Origin of the sequence: Streptomyces sp. NPDC001536, assembly GCF_042894505.1 — a bacterium.
Taxonomy (GTDB): domain Bacteria; phylum Actinomycetota; class Actinomycetes; order Streptomycetales; family Streptomycetaceae; genus Streptomyces.
On sequence record NZ_JBIAVQ010000004.1, the window covers coordinates 42,847 to 63,941 of the forward strand.

General features: G+C 71.5%; 14 protein-coding genes and 1 pseudogene. 5 read left to right on the top strand and 10 right to left on the bottom strand.

What is annotated here, in order from left to right; genetic code table 11:
* Window positions 1-143: 143 nt before the first annotated feature.
* From ACFY0U_RS13060 to ACFY0U_RS13075, 4 genes are all read right to left on the bottom strand, one after another.
* Window positions 144-788: a SurA N-terminal domain-containing protein gene (locus tag ACFY0U_RS13060; RefSeq protein WP_388634451.1), complete on the bottom strand. Its 645-nt coding sequence runs from the start codon at window positions 786-788 to the stop codon at window positions 144-146.
* Between the two features lie 248 nt (window positions 789-1,036).
* The gene (locus tag ACFY0U_RS13065) at window positions 1,037-2,530 is read right to left on the bottom strand and encodes a protein kinase (protein ID WP_388635342.1); all 1,494 of its coding nucleotides are present in this window, start codon (window positions 2,528-2,530) and stop codon (window positions 1,037-1,039) included.
* Between the two features lie 38 nt (window positions 2,531-2,568).
* Window positions 2,569-3,210 (bottom strand): hypothetical protein, encoded by a 642-nt coding sequence (locus tag ACFY0U_RS13070; RefSeq protein ID WP_388634454.1) that lies wholly within the window; start codon window positions 3,208-3,210, stop codon window positions 2,569-2,571.
* Window positions 3,211-3,424: 214 nt separating this feature from the next.
* Complete coding sequence (locus tag ACFY0U_RS13075) at window positions 3,425-5,521, bottom strand: N-6 DNA methylase (RefSeq protein WP_388634457.1); 2,097 nt, start codon at window positions 5,519-5,521, stop codon at window positions 3,425-3,427.
* Window positions 5,522-5,751: 230 nt separating this feature from the next.
* Here ACFY0U_RS13075 and ACFY0U_RS13080 point away from each other — a divergent pair, with 230 nt between their 5' ends.
* Entirely contained in the window at window positions 5,752-6,432 is a 681-nt protein-coding gene (locus ACFY0U_RS13080; RefSeq protein ID WP_388634460.1) for a hypothetical protein, read from the top strand.
* Window positions 6,433-6,563: 131 nt separating this feature from the next.
* Window positions 6,564-7,367 carry a hypothetical protein gene (locus ACFY0U_RS13085; RefSeq protein ID WP_388634463.1) on the top strand — a complete coding sequence of 268 codons (804 nt, stop codon included), beginning with the start codon at window positions 6,564-6,566 and terminating at the stop codon, window positions 7,365-7,367.
* A 12-nt stretch (window positions 7,368-7,379) separates the two neighbouring features.
* Here ACFY0U_RS13085 and ACFY0U_RS13090 read toward each other — a convergent pair.
* A pseudogene (locus tag ACFY0U_RS13090) lies at window positions 7,380-8,128 on the bottom strand (N-acetyltransferase).
* A gap of 79 nt (window positions 8,129-8,207) precedes the next feature.
* Window positions 8,208-8,978, bottom strand: coding sequence for an HNH endonuclease family protein (locus tag ACFY0U_RS13095; RefSeq protein WP_388634466.1), 771 nt, complete (start codon window positions 8,976-8,978; stop codon window positions 8,208-8,210).
* Window positions 8,979-9,138: 160 nt separating this feature from the next.
* Between ACFY0U_RS13095 and ACFY0U_RS13100 the strand changes: the two genes are divergently transcribed.
* Window positions 9,139-9,324 (top strand): antitoxin, encoded by a 186-nt coding sequence (locus ACFY0U_RS13100; protein WP_388634468.1) that lies wholly within the window; start codon window positions 9,139-9,141, stop codon window positions 9,322-9,324.
* Between the two features lie 286 nt (window positions 9,325-9,610).
* On the opposite strand, the gene ACFY0U_RS13105 is transcribed toward ACFY0U_RS13100, so the two are convergent.
* Window positions 9,611-10,513, bottom strand: a complete 903-nt coding sequence (locus ACFY0U_RS13105; RefSeq protein ID WP_388634471.1) for a hypothetical protein — start codon at window positions 10,511-10,513, stop codon at window positions 9,611-9,613.
* Between the two features lie 116 nt (window positions 10,514-10,629).
* Here ACFY0U_RS13105 and ACFY0U_RS13110 point away from each other — a divergent pair, with 116 nt between their 5' ends.
* A complete protein-coding gene (locus ACFY0U_RS13110; RefSeq protein ID WP_388634474.1) occupies window positions 10,630-11,253 on the top strand; it encodes a TetR/AcrR family transcriptional regulator in 624 nt (207 codons plus the stop codon).
* 335 nt (window positions 11,254-11,588) lie between these two features.
* Here ACFY0U_RS13110 and mfd read toward each other — a convergent pair whose 3' ends face one another.
* The 3 genes from mfd to ACFY0U_RS13125 form a co-directional block, all read right to left on the bottom strand.
* Window positions 11,589-15,119, bottom strand: a complete 3,531-nt coding sequence (mfd, locus tag ACFY0U_RS13115) for a transcription-repair coupling factor (RefSeq protein ID WP_388634477.1) — start codon at window positions 15,117-15,119, stop codon at window positions 11,589-11,591.
* Between the two features lie 711 nt (window positions 15,120-15,830).
* Complete coding sequence (locus ACFY0U_RS13120) at window positions 15,831-18,395, bottom strand: ABC transporter permease (protein WP_388634480.1); 2,565 nt, start codon at window positions 18,393-18,395, stop codon at window positions 15,831-15,833.
* Entirely contained in the window at window positions 18,392-19,180 is a 789-nt protein-coding gene (locus ACFY0U_RS13125; protein ID WP_046257571.1) for an ABC transporter ATP-binding protein, read from the bottom strand. Before ACFY0U_RS13125 ends, ACFY0U_RS13120 begins: the two co-directional genes overlap by 4 nt.
* A gap of 409 nt (window positions 19,181-19,589) precedes the next feature.
* Between ACFY0U_RS13125 and ACFY0U_RS13130 the strand changes: the two genes are divergently transcribed.
* Window positions 19,590-21,095: an MFS transporter gene (locus ACFY0U_RS13130; protein ID WP_388634484.1), complete on the top strand. Its 1,506-nt coding sequence runs from the start codon at window positions 19,590-19,592 to the stop codon at window positions 21,093-21,095.

The window sequence follows — 21,095 nt, forward strand, 5'->3', positions numbered from 1 at the left end:
AACCCACGCCGCCGACAGACCTGATCAGTTGTCCACAGGCCGGGGCTCGCGGTGGGATCGTATGACCGGCGAAGGGGTGAGTGGGGTGCTACGGCGGTGGTGGTGCTGCCGCGGTGGCGGCGCCGCCCGGGAGGCGGCGGGCGTCACGCCGTCTCCGGTGCCCCCGACGCCGTGACCTCCCGGACCCACGGTGTCTTCGCGTCGACGCGGCTGCTCTTCTCGACGTCCCAGCTGCCGTAGCGGGGGTTGAGGTCGATGTCGAGATTCTTGGACGCCTTGGCCAGGGCCTGCCAGAAGTCGGCCTTGCCGGTGTCGGTGCCGAGGACGGCGGCGAGTTTCTGGGCCTCCAGTTGGAGGCGGAGGTTCTCGTCGAGGCGCTCGGGGGCGATGCCGTAGCGCTGGAGCCAGGCCGCCTCCAGGGCCTTGGCGCCGCCGGCCTGCTGTTCCAGACCGGTGCGCATGTCCTGGATCTCCTTGCGGGTGACCGTCACCCCGGCGTCCTGCGCCGCGCGGTGCAGCACCTGGTCGAGGACCATGCTGTGCAGGGTGTCCCGGCTGAGGGTGCCCGTCTTGGCGATGGCCTGCGCGTACTGCGCCTCGTCCGGCACCGCGGCGCGCTGCGCCTCACGCACCTCGTTCACCCTGGTCTCCAGCTGGGCGACGGTGATCCGCTGGCCACCGACGACGGCTGCCGCACCGGGATGCGCATCGTTTCCGCAGGCGGTGAGAAGGGGTGCCGCGACGATCGCGGCGGAGAGGAGGAGCGCGGTGCGACGGCGGCGGTGCAAGGAAGCCTCCCGAGGAGATTGTGCGACGGTGCACAAAGTCTTGCGGTGATCGATGGTAGGCAGTGGACAAGCTCTGGCCAACCCATTCGACCAACGATTCATCTGGACTTGGGGCACCGCCGCGCCCGCCAGGGAGGAGGCCGTGGTGGCGGGTGAGCTTCTCGGGGGTGGAGCCGGACCGGCGCCCCTCGCTTTCGGGAAACGCGGTCCCTAGGGGCGCACAAGATTCTCTCCGCGCACGGCAGAACCTAGCCGCGCACCTGTCCCAGCCACTCCAGCGTGCGCCGGACCTCCACCGCGAGCGGGTGGCCGGGGCCGTGCAGGCGTTCCACGTCGTGCACGAGGCGGGCCAGCGTGTCGTGGGCGGCCGCACGGTCGCCGAGGGCGAGCAGGAGGTGGCCGATGCGGCGGCGGACGTCGTGGGCGAGCTCGGGGTCGCCGGCCACGTACTGGTTCTCGTAGTACGGCAGCAGCGCGCGGTACTCGGCGAGCGCCGCCGCCGGTTCACCGAGCTGCTCCAGGCACTGGGCGGCCTCGTAGCGGTAGCGCAGCGACTGGGGGTCGGCCTGGCCGGCCTCGGCGGCGCGTTCGTCGGCGAGGCGGCGCAGTTCGGGCAGCGCGCGCCGGTACTGGCCGTCGTCCAGGAGCGTGGCGGCGTACTGCTTGCGCAGGGTGCGCACGACCGGGGAGTGCTCGCCGTGCTGTTCGGCGGCCGCGGGCAGGATCGCGCCGAGGATGTCGACGGCCTGGGTGATGCGGCCCTCGCCGAGGAGGCGCTTGACCTCGTCGACGGCGCGTGCGACGTCGGGTTTCTCGGCGGGCGGCGCGTGCGGCGTGGCGGGCGCCGGCTGGGGTGCGGGGGTGCGGGCGCGGTCGGGCCAGGGGGCGTGCGGGCGCAGGAAGGGGCGCGTGGGGTCCAGGGGCGCCCCGGTGGGGGTTCCGCGCGCGGGCAGGAGCAGCGCCAGGTGCTCGTACACCTCCTGCGCGCTGGCGGGCCGGTGCTGCGGGTCCTTGGCGAGCAGGCGCAGGACGAGGGCTTCGAGCGCCTCGGGGACTTCGGGGCGCAGACGGCGCACGGGGAGCGGGGGCTCGTAGAGGTGCCGGTGGAGCACGCCGAGCGCGGTGGAGCCGGAGAAGGGGACGTCGCCGCTGAGGAGTTCGTGGAGGAGTACGCCGAGTGCGTACAGGTCGGTGTACGGGCCGACCGCGCCGCCCATGGCCTGTTCGGGCGCCATGTAGGCGGGCGAGCCGATGGGGGTGCCGGTGTGGGTGAGGCGGGTGGTGTCGGCGTCCATGACGGAGGCGACGCCGAGGTCGAGGACGGTGACGGTGCCGTCCTGCTTCACCATCACATTGCGGGGCTTGAGGTCGCGGTGGACGATCGGCACGGCGTGCACGGCGCTCAGCACGGCGCAGAGTTGCGCGGCGACCGCGACGGCCCACTGCCAGGGGTACGGGTCGTGCTCGGCGAGGTGGTCGGAGAGGTCCGCGCCGTCGACGTACTGCATGACGAGGAACAGCTCCTCGCCCTCGCTGCCCGCGTCGTGCACGGTGACGAGCCCGGGGTGGTCGACCTGTGCGGTCACCCGGCACTCGCGGACGAAGCGGCGGCGCAGCTCGTCGGCCTCCTGCCCGGCCACCTTGTCGGGGCGCAGCAGCTTCACCGCCACGCGCCGGTCGAGCCGTTGGTCGTAGGCCGTCCAGACCTGTCCCATGCCGCCCTGTCCGATGAGCGTGGACAGTTCATAGCGGCCTGCGACGACACGTCCTGTCGTCACGGTCACCTTCCGCCCTCGTAACCGCCGTTGGGGTTGCCGTCCTGGCGGCGCAGGTAGTCGCTCAGTTCGTCGAGCTCGGCGCGCACCTGGTCGATGCGGGCGGGCGCGGGGCGCTGGGGCGGCTGTGCCGGGGGCACGGGCGCGTGGGGCACCGCGTCGCGGGGGGCGGGCGGCTGCGGCAGCGGGCTCTGCGGGATCGGCGCCGGTGTCTGCGGCAGGGTCGCCGCGGTGTACGGCGACCGGGGCTGCGGATATCCGTAGGCCGGGGCAGGAGCGGGCTGCGGGCCGTACGTGCCGTAGCGGAGCTGGTGGAAGTGGCGGATGTCCGCGGCGAGGTAGTAAGAGATCGCGGCGATGAGCGTGCCCAGGAGCAGGACCAGGCCGGTCCAGCCGCCCACGGTGTGGATCTCCTCGCCGCCCTCGATGCCGAGCAGCACCAGTCCGGTGACGATCGCGGCGAACGAGGCCACGAACAGCCCCCAGTCGAGCCCCCGGCGCGTCACGAGCGCCAGGCGCAGCAGCATCGACCAGGCCAGCAGCCCGACGGAGAAGACCGAGATCACCACGAACAGCACACGCAGGAAGACCAGCAACGCCGGATGGGGCGGCTGCTTCACCGGCTGCGTGTAGCCGTGGCCATGCATGACAGCTCCTGGTGCCTGAGGTGGGCATACGGGGGCGGCCGACGCCCGGCAACCCCGTTCCTGCGATTGTCGCTTCGAGCGTATAGGCCGACAACGACATGCGGTCCAGGGTTGTACCGAACCGTTGTCGTGCTGATCACGTCCTACGGTGGCGCAGGTCGCGGCGGGGGCGCCCGGACGGCCGGGTTCCGCAACTGCCGGGCGCCACCTGGTGTCAGTCGGGAGCGACCGTGCCGTCCGTGAGGCCGTCGTACATCCCGCGCACGAGCTGGTCTCCGAGCCGTCCCGCGCGCCGTAGCGCCCGCTCGAACTCGTCGAGTGCGCGGAAGCGCGCGCCGTAGCGCCGTTGTTCGTCGAGCGGGAGCCGGGGCAGTTGCAGTCGGCGCACGTCCAGGCGGGTCGCGGTGGAGGCGTAGCTGCTGGCCTGGCGGTTGTTGGCGGTGCCGCGCAGGAAGCCGGCGAGGAACCAGGGGTCGAGCGCCGTGGGATCGGGGCGCAGGAGTACGAGACTGCGCCCCAGGGCGGCGCCCCCGCTCGCGTCGTCGATCACGCGCGCCACCGAGCCGCCGCCGAGCACCGGAACGACGACGTCGCCCGGCTCGACCAGCACGGCCTCCTCGTCGCTCTCGGGGAGCGTGCCGGAGGGGGCGGTGCCGGCGAGGACGTCGTGGTCGGTGAGGACGGGCACGCGTGCGTGGCCGCCGTTTCCGCCGGTGCGCATCACCAGGGCGCCCCCGCGCGCGAGTTCACCGATGGTGGTGAGCGGCCAGCGGGCGGGCTGTGCGGTGTCGGCGGGCGGCGGGGTGAGGTCGGTGGTCAGGCGCAGGGTCTCGCCGAGGCGCTCGCGCACGGCCGTGAGCGCCTCCGCGCCGTCGGCCGCGGCCGCCGGGGGGAGGTGGCGGGCCGGGGCGAGATCCACGTCGTCGTCGAGGAGATCGATGACGGGCAGGGCGCGCGCGAGGCCGGGACGCTCCTGAAGGGTGCCCGCGCGGTCGAAGGCGCGCCAGGCGTCGAGCACCGTTTCCCGCACGGCCCGCCAGTCGGGGCCGCCGCGCCCCTCGGTGGCGAACTGTCCGGTGTCGGCGAGCAGCACCTCGGGCTGGGCCGGCGCCTTCTCGGGGCGGCGCAGCACCCACAGATGGAGCGGGATGTTGTACGGGGGCGCCGCGCCGACCGGGAGGGCGACGACCGCGCGCAGCGCACCCCGGCGCAGCAGGTCGGCGCGGATACGGCGGCCCGAGCGTCGGGAGGCGGCGGCGGGCGGCATGAGGAGGACGGCGGTACCGCCGTCCTTGAGGCGGGCGAGCGCGTGCTGCACCCAGGCCAGCTCGGACTCGGTGCGGGCCGGGAAGCCGTACTCCCAGCGGGGGTCGTAGGCGAGTTCGTCGTGGCCCCAGTTGCGCTCGTTGAACGGCGGGTGGCACAGGACGGCGTCGGCGCGCAGCTCGGGGTGGGCGTCGGCGCGCAGGGTGTCGCCGGTGGCGCCGTGCACGCGGGCGCGGGTGTGCAGGGCGAGCCGGAGCGCGGTGAGGCCGGCGAGCTCGGGAGCGCTGTCCTGGGCGTACAGCTCCTGGTCGGCGCGGGCGGTGACGGCGCGCAGCAGGGCGCCGGTGCCGCAGGCCGGGTCGAGGACGGTACGGGCGGGGCCCGCCAGGTCGGCCATGAGGCCGGCGAGGTCGGCGGGGGTGAGCGTGTACTGGCGCGGGTTGGCGTCGAGGTGCCGGCCGAGCAGGAACTCGAAGGTCTGCCGGGCGCCCAGCTCCGCGGCGAGGTCGGCGGCGCCGCGCAGGAGGGGGACGGAGGGGAGGAGTTCGGGGCCGAGGGGGGCGTGAACGGCGGCGCGGGGGCTCGCGGGGGGTGAGGTGTTCACAGCGCCGGAGCTGTTCACGGCGTCCGAGGTGTTCACACCCGGCGCGGCTCCGAACCGTGGCGTCAGGACCTCCTCCAGCGCCCCCGGCAGCATCGCCGCCAGACGTGCGTCGGAGCCCGCGCTCGCGTCCAGCCAGACGGTGGGGCGGTCGTGGATGAGCAGCAGGACGCAGCCGGCGTGAGTGAGTGCGGTGACCGGGCCCTCGGGGTGGCCGGAGAGCTGCTGCCAGACGCGTTCTCGCAGCGGGACCTCGGCGAGTTTTCCCTGGTCGCGTAGCCATGCCTCGACCTCGGCGAGGGCGAAGGAGGGGCTGGTCTCGGTGCCCCCGACCGGCTTGGGGAAGTCGGCGTGGCGACGGCGCCAGTTGCTGACGGCGGCGCGGCCGACGCCTGCGAGCCGGGCGATCCCGGCGGCGGTCACCTCTGTGGCGTTGTCCTGCACCGGCCCGGCTCCCCTCGTCGTGCTGCGTGGCCCCGCGCGTCCCCGCATCTGCCTGCGCTCCGCGTGTGACGCCGAGCATAGCGGCGTACGCAAGATCTACCCATTCACGGCCGTGTACACAATCCGTCTCGTGAACCGTGTTGACTCGGTTCACAAGCTCTGTTCTTATTGACCCAGCGAACGAACGGCAGCCGATCGGCGGCTGTCACCGTGTTGGAGGGGACACAGTCATGGGCATGAAGGGCAAGGTCGCGCTGGGGGCCGTCGTGGGGATCGTCGTCATCGGTGCCGTGTCGGCGAACTCCGGCGACGACGGCAGCGACTCCACGAGCAGCGACAAGGGCTCTTCGGCGTCCGCACAGGCGAAGACCGGCGGCGAGAAGGAGACGGCGAAGGCGGCCGAGGAGAAGAAGGTCGCGTTCGAGGGGGACGGCGACTTCCAGGTCGGCTCGGACATCAAGCCCGGCACCTACCGCACCACCGGCAACGACGACGGCATGTGCTACTGGGAGCGCGCCAAGGACTCCTCCGGCGAGATGGACTCCCTGCTGGCCAACGACAACGTCACCGGCGCCAGTTACGTGACCGTCAAGGCCTCCGACAAGCTCTTCAAGTCGAGCGACTGCAACGACTGGGAGGCCGTCGACACCAAGGCGAAGGGCTCCCCCGCGGCCAAGATGGCCGGCGACGGCGGCATGTTCAGAGTCGGCGCCGACATCGCCCCCGGCACCTACAAGTCCACCGGCAACGAGGACGACATGTGCTACTGGGAGCGCGCCAAGGACGCCGAGCACGGCCTCGACTCGATCATCGCGAACGACAACGTGACCGGCTCGGCCGTCGTCACGATCAGCGCCTCGGACGCCTACTTCAAGACGTCCGGCTGCACGGACTGGAAGAAGACCGGCTGACGCCGGCCACCGTACGGCGCGGTCCGGCGGGGCCGACCCACGGCAGTACCCGCCGGACCGCGCTCCCTTTCCGGACGCCGCGCGTCTCGCCGCACCCGCTCACCACACCGTCACACCACCGAGGAATTCCCATGCGTCGTACCGCACTTGCCGCCCTCTGCCTCACCGCCGCGACCGCCCTCGCGCTCACCGGCTGCCAGTCCGGCCAGTCCGGTCAGTCCGGGAAGGACAAGGCGGACGGCAAAGCCCGCACGTCCAGCCCGTCGAGCAGTCCCAGCAAGGCGAAGGAACCGTTCGCCGGGCTGACCGGCGGCGAGATCGCCGACCGGGCCGTCGAGGCCACGACCGGCGCCTCGTCGCTGCGGATGAAGGGGGACGTCCCCGACGACGGCTCCGGCGGCACCATCGAGATCGACATGGCCCTGAACAAGCGGGGCGAATGCGCCGGCACGATGAGCGTGGGCGGCCAGGGCAAGGCCGATCTGATCAAGGTGGGGGACACCGTCTACATGAAGTACGACGAGGCCTTCCTGCGCGCCCAGAGCAAGGGCGAGAAGACGTCGGACGTGGACGCGGCCGTGGCGCTGCTGGCCGGGAAGTGGACCAAGATGTCCGCCAAGGGCGAGGACGCCAAGGACATCGCGGGCTTCTGCGACCTGGACACGGTGCTCGGCGACGCCGACGACGCCGACTCGGACGCCACGCGCTCCAAGACGACCACCGTGGACGGCACGCCCGCGATCGTGCTGCACGAGCGGGACGGCAAGGAGCGCTACACGCTCTACGTCGCCACCGAGGGCAAGCCGTATCTGCTGCGGGTCGACAGTGCCTCCGCGAGCGACCCGGGCACCCTGACCTTCAGCGAGTACGACGAGCCCGTCCCCGCTCGGAAGCCCAGCGGCGAGATCCTCGACCTCGACGCGCTGGGCGCCTGAACCGCCCTGCGGCTACAGCGGATGCCGCATCCACACATTGGGCTCGACATACACCGCGGCCCCGCGCTCCGGCTCGCACCGCACCGCACCGGCACCAGCGCTCCGGGCACCTCGATGTCACCCCGGGTGTCGAAGGGCAGCCCCGTCCAGCGGCGCCACTGCTCCAGCGAACCGGCCACCGTCATGGAGGCCGGGGTCACGGAGTGGATCGTGGCGCCGGCCCGGACGTGGACGCGCAGCCACGGGTCGTGCGGGAGTCCGTCGGGGCGTACGCGGTGGGCGTACTCCTCGATGGGGGTGTGCGGTTCGAGGTGCTTGGCGCTGGGGCGGACGGGGGCGACGACCTCGCTGAAGCCGTGCGCACGGGCGTTGTCGCGCATCGCCGACAGCATGCGGCCGGACAGGCCCTGGCCCTGGGCGTCGGGGCGGACGTTGATGGCGATCGCGCTGACGGTGTCGGGCCGGATGCCTCGGCGCAGGTCGGCGAAGGCCCACAGGAGCACTTCGTCCCAGCCCCGGGCGGGCAGCTCACCCCGGCCCTCGGCGTCCAGGGCGAAGGGCACGCTGAACCCCGTGGCGACGACCTCGCCCCGCTCGTCCTCGGCGAACAGCACATACGCCGGGAACTCCCTGGCGATCCGGCCGTAGTGGTGGTCGCCCACCAGGTCCCTGGTGACGAACTCCGGCCAGCTGTCGGCCATCGCGACCACGCGCCCGTGGTCGTCGGGGCGTTCGGCGAGACTCGACACCTTCAGTTCCATGCGGTCACCGTAGGCGGGCCCCACCAGGGCCGGAACCCGCTTTTCCGCCCCACCGGCGCCGACGGCCCCTACGGACGGGTCAGCCCCCGCACTGGCGCAGCATCATCTCCTTGTCGGCCTTCGTCACCGGAAGGTCGTACTTCAGCGAGACCTGCGCGAAGCGCACCACGTACGAGCAGCGGATCCGCTTGTTCGGGGGCAGCCAGGACGCGGGTCCCGAGTCGCTCTTGGATCCGTTGGTCGGGCCGTCGACCGGCATGAGGTTGAGCGGGTCGTTGGCTATGTCCTCGCGCTTGCCCTTGTCCCAGCGAGAGGCACCCATCTGCCAGTCGTACGACAGCGGCATGACGTGGTCTATCTGCACCGCCGTGGCACGGGACTTGACCCAGTCGATCTCCTTGCCGGTGTAGGGGTCGACCAGGGTCATGGAGACGACGACACAGTCCGAACCGGAGCGGAAGCGGACGTCCTCGCCGTCCCTCTGGAGGAGGTCGTTGCGGGTGTCGCAGCCGTTGCGGGAGAAGGGGATGCCGCCGGGCGCCGAGTCCATCCACGCGTAGCCGAACTCGTCCCGGTCGTAGCCCGTCTTGGGGCCGCGGCCCTTGGTCTCCACCTTCTCGATCAGGGCGCGCGCCTTGGTTCTGTCGGCGTCCGTGGTGATCGCCGCGAGGCCGGCCTTGGTGCCGTCCGGGTTGTCCAGCGGGTTCACCGCGCGGCCGGAGCTCACCACCGGGCCAGAGCCGGAAGGCTCGCCGTCCGCGGGCAGTTGCACGCCCTCGCAACCGGCGAGCAGTACGACCATGCCGAGCATCGCCGCGGCGCCGGCCGCCCCACCCCTCAGACGCGTCACGGTGGTCCCTCCCCTTGTTCTCCTGGTCCACCCCGCACGAGCGGTCGTGCCTGCTCTCACGGTACTGGTCGAGAGGTCCAGACCATATAGGCCCTCAAGGGGCATACCTCTCAAGGCGGGCGTATCGTCATTGCTGAGTCACCTCCGGAAGGAGCTCTGGATGGGCATCCTCGACAGGTTCAAGAGCAACCGCGCGGCGCAGGACAAGGCCAAGAACATGTCCGACGCGGCGGAACGCAAGGTCAACGAGAAGACGGGCAACAAGTACGAGAGCCAGGTCGACGGCGGGCAGCAGAAGATCGAAGGCGCGATGGGCATGGATCGCGACCGGCCCGAACAGCCGTAAGGCCACCGGACCCCACGGAGGAGCAAGAGATCCCCGCCGGGCCCATCGCCCGTGCGGCCGAGATCCCCTGAACCACTCCGACGCCGAGGCCGTCTGCGGAACCACAACTCCCGCGGACGGCTTCGCGTTTCCGACCACCCCTCACGGCTCCTCCAGGACCACGACGCGATCCGCACTCCGCATCCAGTGGTGCTTGACGGCGTCCCACAGCAGGTCGGGCATGCCGTCATGGTGCCGCGAGGTCACGCCGGGTGCAGTCAGTTTTGCGGCTGCCCAAGGCCCTCGTTCAGACCTTGCCTATCCCCAGCGTCGTCTCCGAAGGCAGCAGGCCCGAGGAGAGGACCGCGACCCAGAAGTCGCCGAGCAGTTCGACGAGGCGGTCGGTGTCGGGCCGGCCGAGGGACTGCCAAGGGGCGGCGGCGAGTTGGTCGGTGTGCTGTTCGACCTGGTGGCGCAGGGCGCGGCCGGGCTCCGTCGCCGTACCGTCCTCGTCGAGCAAGCCCCGGACGGTCAGGCGTTCGCGAGCGGCGGACCATTCCGCGTCGCTCCAGCCGCGGCTCTCGAAGCGCTCGACGGACGCGGCACCTATGGCCGCGAAGGAGACTAGCGACTCGGCCGGGTCGAGGTCGGCGACGAGGAGGGCGGCGAGGTGGCCGTCGCCGCGGTGCTCGCGCAGGATCGTCGCCGCGTGCCACAGCTGGAGGTGCGGGATCGTGGGCCACTCCAGCTCGGCGTTGGCCGCGGCGAGAGGACGGCCCGCGCTGTTGACCGCTTCGGCGGCGCGGCGGGCGAGGGCGGCGGCCTCCGCCAGTTCGGGACTGTCGACGCGCTCGCCGAATATCTCCTGGTACGCACGGTCGACGCCGCGCAGTCGCGCCGCCAGCACCGCCTCGGGGCTCGCGACGCTCCACGCGGAGTCGATGTGCTCGGCGACCATACGGGGACTGAAGCTGTAGAAGGCGGAGGTCACCCGCTCGGCGCCCACCGCGCCCAACGGGGCCGCGCGGAGCGGGAAGTAGCTCGGCCAGCGCTCCTTCGTGTCGTAGCCCAGCGCCTCGGCCTCCTCGAAGACCTCCGGCGCGTAGTACAGCACCGCGTGCAGGGGTTCCAGCAGGTGCCAGAGCTGGCGTACGCGGGCCGGGGCGACGCCGGCGGCGGCCGGATCGGTCTCGCTCTCGTGCTGCGACATGGCTTGACTCCTCGTCGTATCCAAGTGCTTCGGACCCGCTCCACAACTTGCCACTGACAAGATTGCCCGAGCCGCCCTAACTTGTCAATGCCTAGATTGGGCGTACGCTGCTGTCCATGGCATCCGCGGACACCACGAAGCCGGCCTCGCGCCGCCCCTACCACCACGGCGATCTGCGCCGCGCCGTCCTCACCGCCGCGCTCGACGTCATCGCCGCCGACGGCCCGTCCACGCTGAGCCTGCGCGACCTCGCCCGCCGGGCCGGCGTGTCGCACGCGGCCCCCGCCCACCACTTCGGGGACCGCACCGGCCTGCTCACGGCGATCGCGGCGGAGGGGTTCGGGCTGCTGGCGACCGCGCTGCGGGAGGCACCGGACCTCAAGGAGGCGGGCGTGCGCTATGTGCGCTTCGCGCGCGAGCACCCGGCGCACTTCCAGGTGATGTTCGCGCCGGGACTGCTGCGCGCCGACGACCTCGAACTGACCACCGCCCGCGCCCTCGCAGGCGACGCCCTGCGCGAGGCCGTGTCCGCCGTCCACCCCGAGAGCGGCCACTCCGAAGGCAGCCGCCCCCAAGGCAGCCACGGCATCGAGCCCCGCCTCGCCGGCGTCGCCGCCTGGTCCCTCGCGCACGGCTTCGCCACGCTGCTGCTCGGACACAACCTGGACGGGCCGGTGGGGGACCAGGATCCGGAGGAGGTGTTCCGGACGCTGGCGGGGATGCTGTTCCGGGCCACGTGAGGGGGTGGGTCAGGGACGCCGACAGCAGGTGCCTCGGGGAACCGGCAGCGGGTGCGCCAGGGAACAGGCTGCGTGGGCGTCAGGGAGCCGACAGCGTGGGCGCGCCAGGCAGCCCGGCACCGGCCGCGGGTGACCCCTGAGCGCCACGCACGGCACCCAGACCTCACCCGCACACGACCGGCGAGGCCCGGTGAGACCGACGAAGTCCGGTGAGAACCGGCGTGACCCGGCAAGAACCGGCGCGACCCAGCGTGCCCAGGCGTGACCCGACGAGCCCCGACGAGCCCCGACGAGCCCCGACGAGCCCCGACGAGCCCCGACGAGCCCCGACGAGACTACGACCCCAGAATCGACGCCAGGAACTCCCCGACCCACCCCAGCAGTTCCCGCCCGACCAACGGCTTCCCGCCCACCTTCGCCGTCTTCGGCCGCGGCACCAGCACCTGATGCACCGCCGGCTTGATGACGGTCCCGGGGTACAGCCGCTTGACCCGCAGCTCCTGCGACTCGCGCAACTCCACCGGTGCGAAGCGGATGTTGGTGCCCTGGAGGACGATCTCGCCGACGCCGCACGCGCGTGCCAGCATGCGCAGGCCCGCCACCAGGAGAAGGTTCTCCACCGGTTCCGGCAACTTGCCGTAGCGGTCGACGAGTTCCTCCCGTACGGCCTTGATGTCGTCCTCGGTGTTGGCCGAGGCGATCGATCGGTAGGCCTGGAGGCGGAGCCGCTCGCCCGGGGCGTAGTCGTGCGGGACATGGGCGTCGACCGGGAGCTCGATCTTGACCTCCAGGGGCGGCTCCTCCTCGACACCGCCCTCCAAGGAGGCCCGGTAGTCCGCCACCGCCTCGCCGACCATGCGGACGTACAGGTCGAAGCCGACGCCCGCGATGTGACCGGACTGTTCGCCGCCGAGCAGGTTTCCGGCGCCTCGGATCTCCAGGTCCTTCATCGCCACGTACATGCCCGCGCCCATCTCCGTGTGCTGGGCGATGGTGGCGAGGCGCTCGTGGGCCGTTTCCGTCAGGGGCTTCTCCGGCGGGTAGAGGAAGTAGGCGTAGCCCCGCTCCCTGCCCCGGCCCACGCGACCGCGCAGCTGGTGCAGCTGCGACAGACCGAAGTTGTCTCCGCGCTCCACGATCAGCGTGTTCGCGTTGGAGATGTCGATGCCCGACTCCACGATCGTCGTCGACACGAGCACGTCGAACTTCTTCTCCCAGAAGTCGACGACCACCTGCTCCAGCGCCGTCTCCGACATCTGACCGTGCGCCGTCGCGATCCGTGCCTCGGGGACGATCTCGCGCAGGCGGGCGGCCGCGCGGTCGATGGACTCGACCCGGTTGTGGATGTAGAAGACCTGGCCCTCGCGCAGCAGTTCACGGCGGATCGCCGCGCCGATCTGCTTCTCCTCGTACGGCCCGACGAAGGTCAGCACCGGGTGGCGCTCCTCCGGGGGTGTCGTGATCGTCGACATCTCCCTGATGCCCGTGACCGCCATTTCCAGCGTCCTGGGAATCGGGGTGGCGGACATCGTCAGTACGTCGACATTGGCGCGCAGCTTCTTCAGCTGCTCCTTGTGCTCGACGCCGAAGCGCTGCTCCTCGTCCACGATGACCAGGCCCAGGTCCTTGAACTTGGTCTCGGACGAGAACAGCCGGTGGGTGCCGATGACGACGTCCACCGAGCCCTCGCGCAGGCCCTCCAGGACCGCCTTCGCCTCGGTGTCCGTCTGGAAGCGGCTCAACGCCCGTACGTTCACCGGGAATTGCGAGTACCGCTCGGAGAAGGTGCCGAAGTGCTGCTGCACCAAGAGGGTCGTCGGTACGAGGACCGCGACCTGCTTGCCGTCCTGTACCGCCTTGAACGCGGCCCGGACCGCGATCTCCGTCTTGCCGTAGCCGACGTCGCCGCAGATCAGACGGTCCATCGGGACCGACTTCTCCATGTCCTCCTTGACCTCGGCGATCGTCGTCAGCTGGTCGGGCGTCTCGGCGTAGGGGAACGCGTCCTCCAGCTCGCGCTGCCACGGGGTGTCCGGGCCGAAGGTGTGCCCGGGTGCCGCCATGCGCGCGCTGTAGAGCTTGATGAGGTCGGCCGCGATCTCCTTGACGGCCTTCTTCGCGCGCGCCTTCGTCTTCGTCCAGTCGGCGCCGCCGAGGCGGTGCAGGGTCGGGGCCTCGCCGCCCACGTACTTGGTGATCTGCTCCAGCTGGTCGGTGGGGATGTAGAGGCGGTCGCCGGGCTGGCCGCGCTTGGCGGGGGCGTACTCGACGACGAGGTACTCGCGCGTGGCGCTCTGCACGGTGCGCTGGACCATCTCGATGTAGCGGCCCACGCCGTGCTGCTCGTGGACGATGTAGTCGCCCGCCTCCAGGCTCAGCGGGTCGATCGTCTTGCGGCGCCTGGCGGGCATCCGGGCGCCGTCCTTGCCGGCCGCCTTCTGGCCGGTCAGGTCGGTCTCGGTGAGCACGGCGAGCTTCAGCGACGGGTCGACGAAGCCGTAGTCGATCGAGCCGCACGCCACATGCACGACGGACGGGGCGATCGCCCCCAGCTCCGACTCCAGGCGCGCGGCGATGCCCTCGCCGCCCAGCACCTCGACCGTACGGGCCGCCGGGCCGTGCGCCTCGGTCACGAAGACCGTGCGCCAGCCGTCGGCGAGCCAGCCCTTGGTGTCGGCGAGGGCCTTCGCGGTGTCGCCGCGGTAGGTCTCGGGGGCGTGCATGCCGAGCTTGAGGGTGTCCGCCTCCAGCTCCAGGTCCGCGGCGAACGGCGACACCGACCACCACATCATGTCCAGCTCGCGCGCCCGGTCCCGGACGTCCGCGATCGACCACAGGGAGGCCGCGCCGACGTCGATCGGCGCCTCGCCGCCGCCCGCCGTGGCCGCCCAGGAGGCTTGCAGGAACTCCTGCGACGTCGCCACGAGATCCGCGGCACGCGTGCGTACCCGCTCCGGATCGCATACGACGGCCATGGCGCCCTTCGGGAGTACGTCGACCAGGAGCTCCATGTCGTCGACGAGGACCGGCGCGAGGGACTCCATGCCCTCCACGGCGATCCCCTCGGCGATCTTGCCAAGCAGTTCGCCCAGCTCCGGGTGCTGTTCGGCGAGGGCACGCGCACGCGCGCGTACGTCGTCGGTGAGGAGCAGCTCGCGGCAGGGCGGGGCCCACAGGCCGTGCTCGGCGACCTCCAGGGAGCGCTGGTCGGCGACCTTGAAGTAGCGGATCTCCTCTACGTCGTCGCCCCAGAACTCGATGCGGAGGGGGTGCTCCTCCGTGGGCGGGAAGACGTCCAGGATGCCGCCTCGTACGGCGAACTCGCCGCGCTTCTCGACGAGCTCCACGCGCGCGTAGGCGGCGGCGCCGAGGGCGTCGACGATGGCGTTCAGGTCCGCGGTCTGGCCGGTGCGCAGGGCCACCGGTTCCAGGTCGCCCAGGCCCTTGACCTGCGGCTGGAGCACGGAGCGCACCGGGGCCACGACCACCGACACCGGGCCCGTCTCGGGGTCGTCCGGGCGGGGGTGGGCCAGGCGGCGCAGGACGGCGAGGCGGCGGCCGACGGTGTCGCTGCGGGGGCTGAGGCGTTCGTGCGGGAGGGTCTCCCACGAGGGGTACTCGACGATGCCCTCCTGCGGGAGCAGGGAGCGCAGGGCGGCGGCCAGGTCCTCTGCCTCGCGTCCGGTCGCCGTGACGGCGAGGACGGGGCGGCCGGACTCCCGGGCGAGTGCGGCGATGGCGAAGGGGCGGGCTGCCGGGGGGCCGACCAGGTCGACGTGCATGCGGTTGCCGTCTGCGGCCGCGGTGATCGCTTCCGCGAGGGCGGTGTCCTTGACGACGGCGTCGAGCAGACCGTGCAGGCTCATTCGGGGCGGCTTTCGTCCGGGGGTGGGCAACGCGAATCGCCCGACGCGGTGACCGGCCGGGGGGTATCCAGCGTACGTCGCTGCGGTCGCCGGTGCCGGGGCTGTGGATAACGCCGGTTCTCTCCGCACCCGCCGCCCGCGCCGGTCCCAGGCGGTTTTCGCCCCCGCCGCCCTTACCCGTTCCCATCCTCCAGGGGCGCCGCCCCTTCGACCCCGGTCCCTGGGGGCTGCGCCCCCAGACCCCCGCTGTCGGCCCTGAAGGGGCCTCGTCCTCAAACGCCGGACGGGCTGAAAGACAGGGTGGGTGGGGGATCGGGACGGCAACCCTCAGCCTCGGCCTCGCACACCGGACTCGCTGAAAGACACGGACCGGCGTCGAGAGGCGCAGCCCCCGCGGGCGGGTGGGGGATCGGGACGGCAAGCCCTCGCCCGCGAACGCCGGACGGGCTGAGAGCAGTGGGCCGGCCTTGAAGGGCTCAGCCCCCTGCGGGCGGGTGGGGATGGGGACGGAAGACCCTCGTCCTCAAGCGCCGGACGGGTTCGCCTCGGCGGGTCGGTGGTTGGGAGACGGAGCCTCCCCACGGGCTCGAAGAGACGCGAGCGCTCCCTCTGAAGCGCTCCGGACGGCAGTCCCCCGCGCAAAAAACACCCGGCGCCGAGAAGTCCCCCGTGACTTCTCGGCGCCGGGCCCTGCTCCCCCGTTCGATATGGCTATTCGGTCGCGATGGCGTTGAGGACGTTCATGCGGCCCGCGCGGAAGGCCGGGATGAGGGCCGCGAAGAGGCCGACGAAGGCCGAGCCGATGAAGACGCCGATGATGGTGGGCCAGGGGATGTCGAGGACGTTGAGGCCCTCCATGGCGAGGAGCTTCTGGGCGGTGGCGCCCCAGCCCATGCCGAGGCCGAGGCCGAGGAGGGCGCCGAAGAGGGCGATGACCACCGACTCCATGCGGATCATGCGGCGCAGCTGGCGGCGGGAGAGGCCGATGGCGCGCATGAGGCCGATCTCGCGGGTGCGTTCCACCACCGAGAGGGCCAGGGTGTTCACCACGCCCAGGATCGCCACGATGATCGCGAGGCCCAGCAGACCGTAGACCATGTTGAGGAGCTGGCCGACCTGGTCCTTCAGCTCTTCCTTGTAGTCGGTCTGGTCGCGGACCTGGTACTGCGGGTAGTCGTGGAGCGCGTCCTTGAGGGCGGCGTAGGCCTGCTTCTCCTGGCCGTCCCTGGCCTTGGCGAACATGATCGAGTTCGGCGGGATCTGGTCGGCGGGGACGTACTCCTTCATCGTCTCGATGCTGAGGTAGCGCGCCCCCTGGTCCAGCGCCCCGCTGTCGTCGGTGATGGCCGCGACCTTGAGCTTCGCCGTGTCGCCGCCCTTGAAGGCGACGGTGATGGTGTCGCCGACGTGGACGCCGTGGTCCTTGGCGTAGTCGGAGCCGACCGACATGGCGTTCCGGCCGTACGCGGCGGACAGGGTGCCCTCCGTCGTCGGGCGCCGCAGGTCCTGGGCGTACGTCGGGTCCGCCGCGGTGACGCCCTTGGTGTCCTTCTTGCCGTCGGGCGAGGTCAGGGTCGCCTCGAGTTCCTTGTACGACGTGACGTGCGCCAAGTCCGGGCTCTGCTCCATCGCCTTCTGGGCCTGCGGAACGATCCGCTGGCCGCCCTGGACGATGAAGTCCGCGCCGACCGACTTGTCGAGCTCGCTGGTGGCCGAGGCGACCATCGAGGAGCCGACCACCGAGAGGCAGGCCACCAGGGCGAGGCCGATCATCAGGGCGGCGCCGGTGGCACCGGTACGACGGGGGTTGCGCAGGGCGTTGCGCTCGGCCATGCGGCCGACCGGGCCGAAGGCCCGCAGGATCAGCGCGCTGATGACCCGTACGACCCCGCCCGCGAGGAGCGGGCCGATGACGACGAAGCCGATCAGGGTCAGCACCACGCCGCCGGCCAGCAGCAGCGAGCCGTCCTTCGCGGTGTCGGCGGTGGCGGCCGCGTAGAGGGCGTAGCCGCCGGCGCCGGTCAGGACCAGTCCGATGACGCCCCGCACCAGGCCCGCCTTGCCGTCGGCCGGCGTACCGGCGTCGCGCAGTGCGGCCATCGGGGAGACCTTGCCGGCCCGGCGGGCGGGCAGGTAGGCGGCGAGGACGGTGACCACGACACCGAGGATCATGCCGACCACCGGGGTGGTCGCCTTGACCGTGAGGTCCTCGGTGGAGAGGTTCATGCCGGCCATGCCCATGAGCTTCATCAGCCCGATGGCGATACCGACACCCGCGCCGACGCCGAGGATCGAGCCCACGAAGCCGAGGAGCAGGGATTCGACCAGCACCGAGCGGTTGACCTGCTTGCGGGAGGAGCCGATGGCCCGCATGAGGCCGATCTCCCGGGTCCGCTGGGCGACCAGCATGGAGAAGGTGTTGATGATCAGGAAGATGCCGACCAGGAACGCGATCCCGGCGAAGCCGAGCATGGCGTACTTGATGACGTTCATGAACTCGCCGACGCCCTCACGGTTCTCGTCGGCGTTCTCCTTGGCCGTCTGGATCTTGTACGTGCCGTCCAGGGCCTTCGTGACGTTCGTCTTGAGCTGGGTGTCGCTGACGCCGGCCGCGGCGGTGGCGTAGACCTGGGTGAACCGGCCCTCGGCGCCCAGGAGTTCGCGCTGTGCGGTGGCGGTGTCGAAGTAGACGATCGCGGCACCGGGGTTGGTGATCTTGAAGGTGGCGATGCCGACGATCTTCGCCTTGAAGTCACCGATGACGGAGATGGTGCGCAGCTCGTCGCCGATCTTCAGGTCGTGCTTGTCGGCGGTGTCGGCGTCGACCATCGTCTCGGTGGGCCCGCGCGGCGCGTGTCCGGAGGTGATCTCCATCGAACGCAGGTCGCTCTTCGTCCAGTTGCCCGCGATGGTGGGAGCGCCGGTCGAGGAGCCCATGTTCTTGTTGTCGCTGTTGACGACGGTCACGTTCATCGAACTGACCGCGCCCTCGGCGGACTTGACGCCGTCCGCCTTGGCCACCTGCTGAACCGTGGTGGCCGGCAGCGACTCGGGCTTGCCGTTCTGCGGGGTGTCGTCGCTCTCGGCCCCCTTCGGGGAGACCGTGACGTCGGACGCGGTGGTCGAGAAGAGCTTGTCGAACGTCGTGTTCATGGTGTCGGTGAAGACGAGCGTGCCGCACACGAACGCCACCGACAGCAGGACCGCCACGGCCGACAGGGCCATGCGTCCCTTGTGCGCGAAGAAGTTGCGCATCGAGGTCTTGAGGACGGTCATGACGTCCGTCCCCGGGCGTCGAAGTCCTTCATACGGTCCAGGACGGCGTCCGCGGTCGGCTTGTACATCTCGTCGACGATCCGGCCGTCGGCGAGGTACAGCACACGGTCGGCGTACGAGGCCGCGACCGGGTCGTGCGTGACCATCACGATGGTCTGCCCGAGCTCGGTCACCGACCTGCGCAGGAAGCCCAGCACCTCGGCGCCGGCCCGGGAGTCGAGGTTGCCGGTCGGCTCGTCACCGAAGATGATCTCGGGCCGCGCGGCCAGCGCCCGGGCCACGGCGACGCGCTGCTGCTGACCGCCGGAGAGCTGGGTGGGCCGGTGCTTGAGCCGGTCGCTCAGCCCGACGGTGTCGACGACCCGCCCCAGCCACGCCTTGTCCGGCTTGCGGCCCGCGATGTCCATGGGGAGCGTGATGTTCTCTATGGCGTTCAGCGTGGGCAGCAGGTTGAACGCCTGGAAGATGAACCCGATCCGGTCCCGGCGCAGTTGGGTGAGCTTCTTGTCCTTCAGCCCGGTGATCTCGGTGTCGTCCAGGTAGATCTGCCCGGAGGTCACGGTGTCGAGTCCGGCGAGGCAGTGCATGAGCGTGGACTTGCCGGAGCCCGAAGGCCCCATGATCGCGGTGAACTGCCCGCGTGCGATGTCCACGTCCACATGGTCGAGGGCGACGACACGGGTCTCGCCGGACCCGTACGCCTTGACGACCTGCCGCGCCCGCGCGGCAACGGCCGTAGTCCCTCCAGTGCCCCCGTGCCTGGTGATGGTCACAGCCGATGTCACGGTATGTCTCCTATGTCGGTCAGCGAGTGGCGCGCACCGATCCCTGTCGATCCGTGCCGGGTCGTACGTGCTGCTGTGTCGATGAGTCTGCTGGCAGCGAGGGGTCCGGCGCGCTGGTGCTGAGCGCCGTCTTCTGGTGGGGAAAACCCCACCCCCGCTGCTGCGGTACACCGCCCCCGAGCGGCGTAAAGCCAGGTTAAGGACGGGCCGGGTGCCCTCACGTCCTCCGGCGGTACGACCCCTCCCCCAGCCGTAGTACGGAGGTACCCCTAGGGGCGATCCACCCGCGGGTGGAGGCGATCTAGGGGTCCGCTCCACCCTCCGACCCGCTCAGGCTGCACCCTGCCGCGACGTGAGGGTCAAGTGAGAGGGTGTTGCGCGGCAGATAGATGCAGGGGGAAGGGATCTCATGGGCCAGGGCGGCACGGAGACACAGCCCGCGGCGACGGCCGGCGACCCGAGGGACTCGCGCCGCCGCGGCGCCGTCGTCGCCGCGCTGATGCTCGCCATGGCCCTGGCGGCCCTCGACTCGACGATCGTCTCCACGGCCGTCCCGCAGATCGTCGGGGACCTGGGCGGCTTCTCCGTCTTCTCGTGGCTCTTCTCCGGCTATCTGCTGGCCGTGACGGTGACCCTCCCGGTCTACGGCAAGCTCTCCGACACCTTCGGCCGCAAACCGGTGCTGATCGCGGGCGCGGCGCTCTTCCTCCTGGGCTCCCTGCTCTGCGCGGTCGCCTGGAACATGGGCTCGCTGATCGCGTTCCGCATCGTCCAGGGCCTGGGCGGCGGCGCCCTCCAGGGCACGGTCCAGACCCTGGCCGCCGACCTCTACCCCCTGAAGGAACGCCCGAAGATCCAGTCGAAGCTGTCCACGGTGTGGGCGGTGTCCGCGGTCGCCGGACCAGGCGTGGGCGGCCTCCTGGTGGCGTACGCGGACTGGCGCTGGATCTTCCTGGTCAACCTGCCGGTGGGCGCCCTCGCCCTCTGGCTCATAGTCCGCTACCTGCACGAGCCGAAACGGGAGGCCCCCGAGCGCCGCCCCCGTGTCGACTGGGCGGGCGCGCTGGCGGTGTTCGCCTGCGGAGGTGTCCTGCTGACGGCGCTGGTGCAGGGCGGGGTGGCCTGGCCGTGGCTGTCGGCCCCGTCAATGGCGTTGTTCGGTACGGGACTTGCCCTGGTCGCGGTGGTGGTCCTGGTCGAACGCCGGGCGGCCGAGCCGATCATCCCGGGCTGGGTGTGGCGCCGCCGCACGATCGCCGCGGTCAATCTGGCCCTGGGCGCGCTGGGCCTGCTGATGGTGGCCCCGACGGTCTTCCTCCCGACGTACGCCCAGTCCGTCCTCGGCCTGGCGCCGGTGGCAGCCGGCTTCGTCCTGACGATCTGGACCCTGAGCTGGCCGGTGTCGGCGGCCCTCAGCCAGCACGTGTACCGCCGCATCGGCTTCCGCAACACGGCGATGCTGGGCATGGGAGCGGCGGCGCTGATCCTCGCCGCCTTCCCCTTCCTCCCCTACCCCGGCCAGGCCTGGCAGCCGACCCTCCTGATGCTGGCCCTGGGCGCCGCGCTGGGACTCTTCCAACTCCCGCTGATCGTCGGCGTGCAGTCGACGGTGGTCTGGTCGGAGCGCGGCACGACCACGGCGTCGGTCCTCTTCTGCCGCCAGACCGGCCAGACGATCGGCGCCGCCCTCTTCGGCGCGGTGGCCAACGGCGTGCTGTCGGCACGGCTCGGCGACGCGAGCGACCTGGACTCCGTGACCCGGACCCTGGATTCGGGCGCCGGTTCGGAGCCACTGCGCCGGGCGATCGCGGACGCGGTGCACGCGGTGTACCTGGGCGCGGCGGGCGCGGCGGCACTGGCGTTCCTCGTGCTCCTGCTGCTGGCACCACGGAAATTCCCGGTGATCACGGAGTGA

Bases quoted from the DNA above. Each gene is read 5' to 3' on its own strand.
- ACFY0U_RS13100 (WP_388634468.1), top strand. From the start codon at position 9,139: ATGGGCATCCTCGACAGGTTCAAGAGCAACCGCGCGGCGCAGGACAAG.
- ACFY0U_RS13070 (WP_388634454.1), bottom strand. From the start codon at position 3,210: ATGCATGGCCACGGCTACACGCAGCCGGTGAAGCAGCCGCCCCATCCG.
- ACFY0U_RS13105 (WP_388634471.1), bottom strand. From the start codon at position 10,513: ATGTCGCAGCACGAGAGCGAGACCGATCCGGCCGCCGCCGGCGTCGCC.
- ACFY0U_RS13130 (WP_388634484.1), top strand. From the start codon at position 19,590: ATGGGCCAGGGCGGCACGGAGACACAGCCCGCGGCGACGGCCGGCGAC.
- ACFY0U_RS13080 (WP_388634460.1), top strand. From the start codon at position 5,752: ATGGGCATGAAGGGCAAGGTCGCGCTGGGGGCCGTCGTGGGGATCGTC.
- mfd (WP_388634477.1), bottom strand. From the start codon at position 15,119: ATGAGCCTGCACGGTCTGCTCGACGCCGTCGTCAAGGACACCGCCCTC.
- ACFY0U_RS13110 (WP_388634474.1), top strand. From the start codon at position 10,630: ATGGCATCCGCGGACACCACGAAGCCGGCCTCGCGCCGCCCCTACCAC.
- ACFY0U_RS13085 (WP_388634463.1), top strand. From the start codon at position 6,564: ATGCGTCGTACCGCACTTGCCGCCCTCTGCCTCACCGCCGCGACCGCC.
- ACFY0U_RS13120 (WP_388634480.1), bottom strand. From the start codon at position 18,395: ATGACCGTCCTCAAGACCTCGATGCGCAACTTCTTCGCGCACAAGGGA.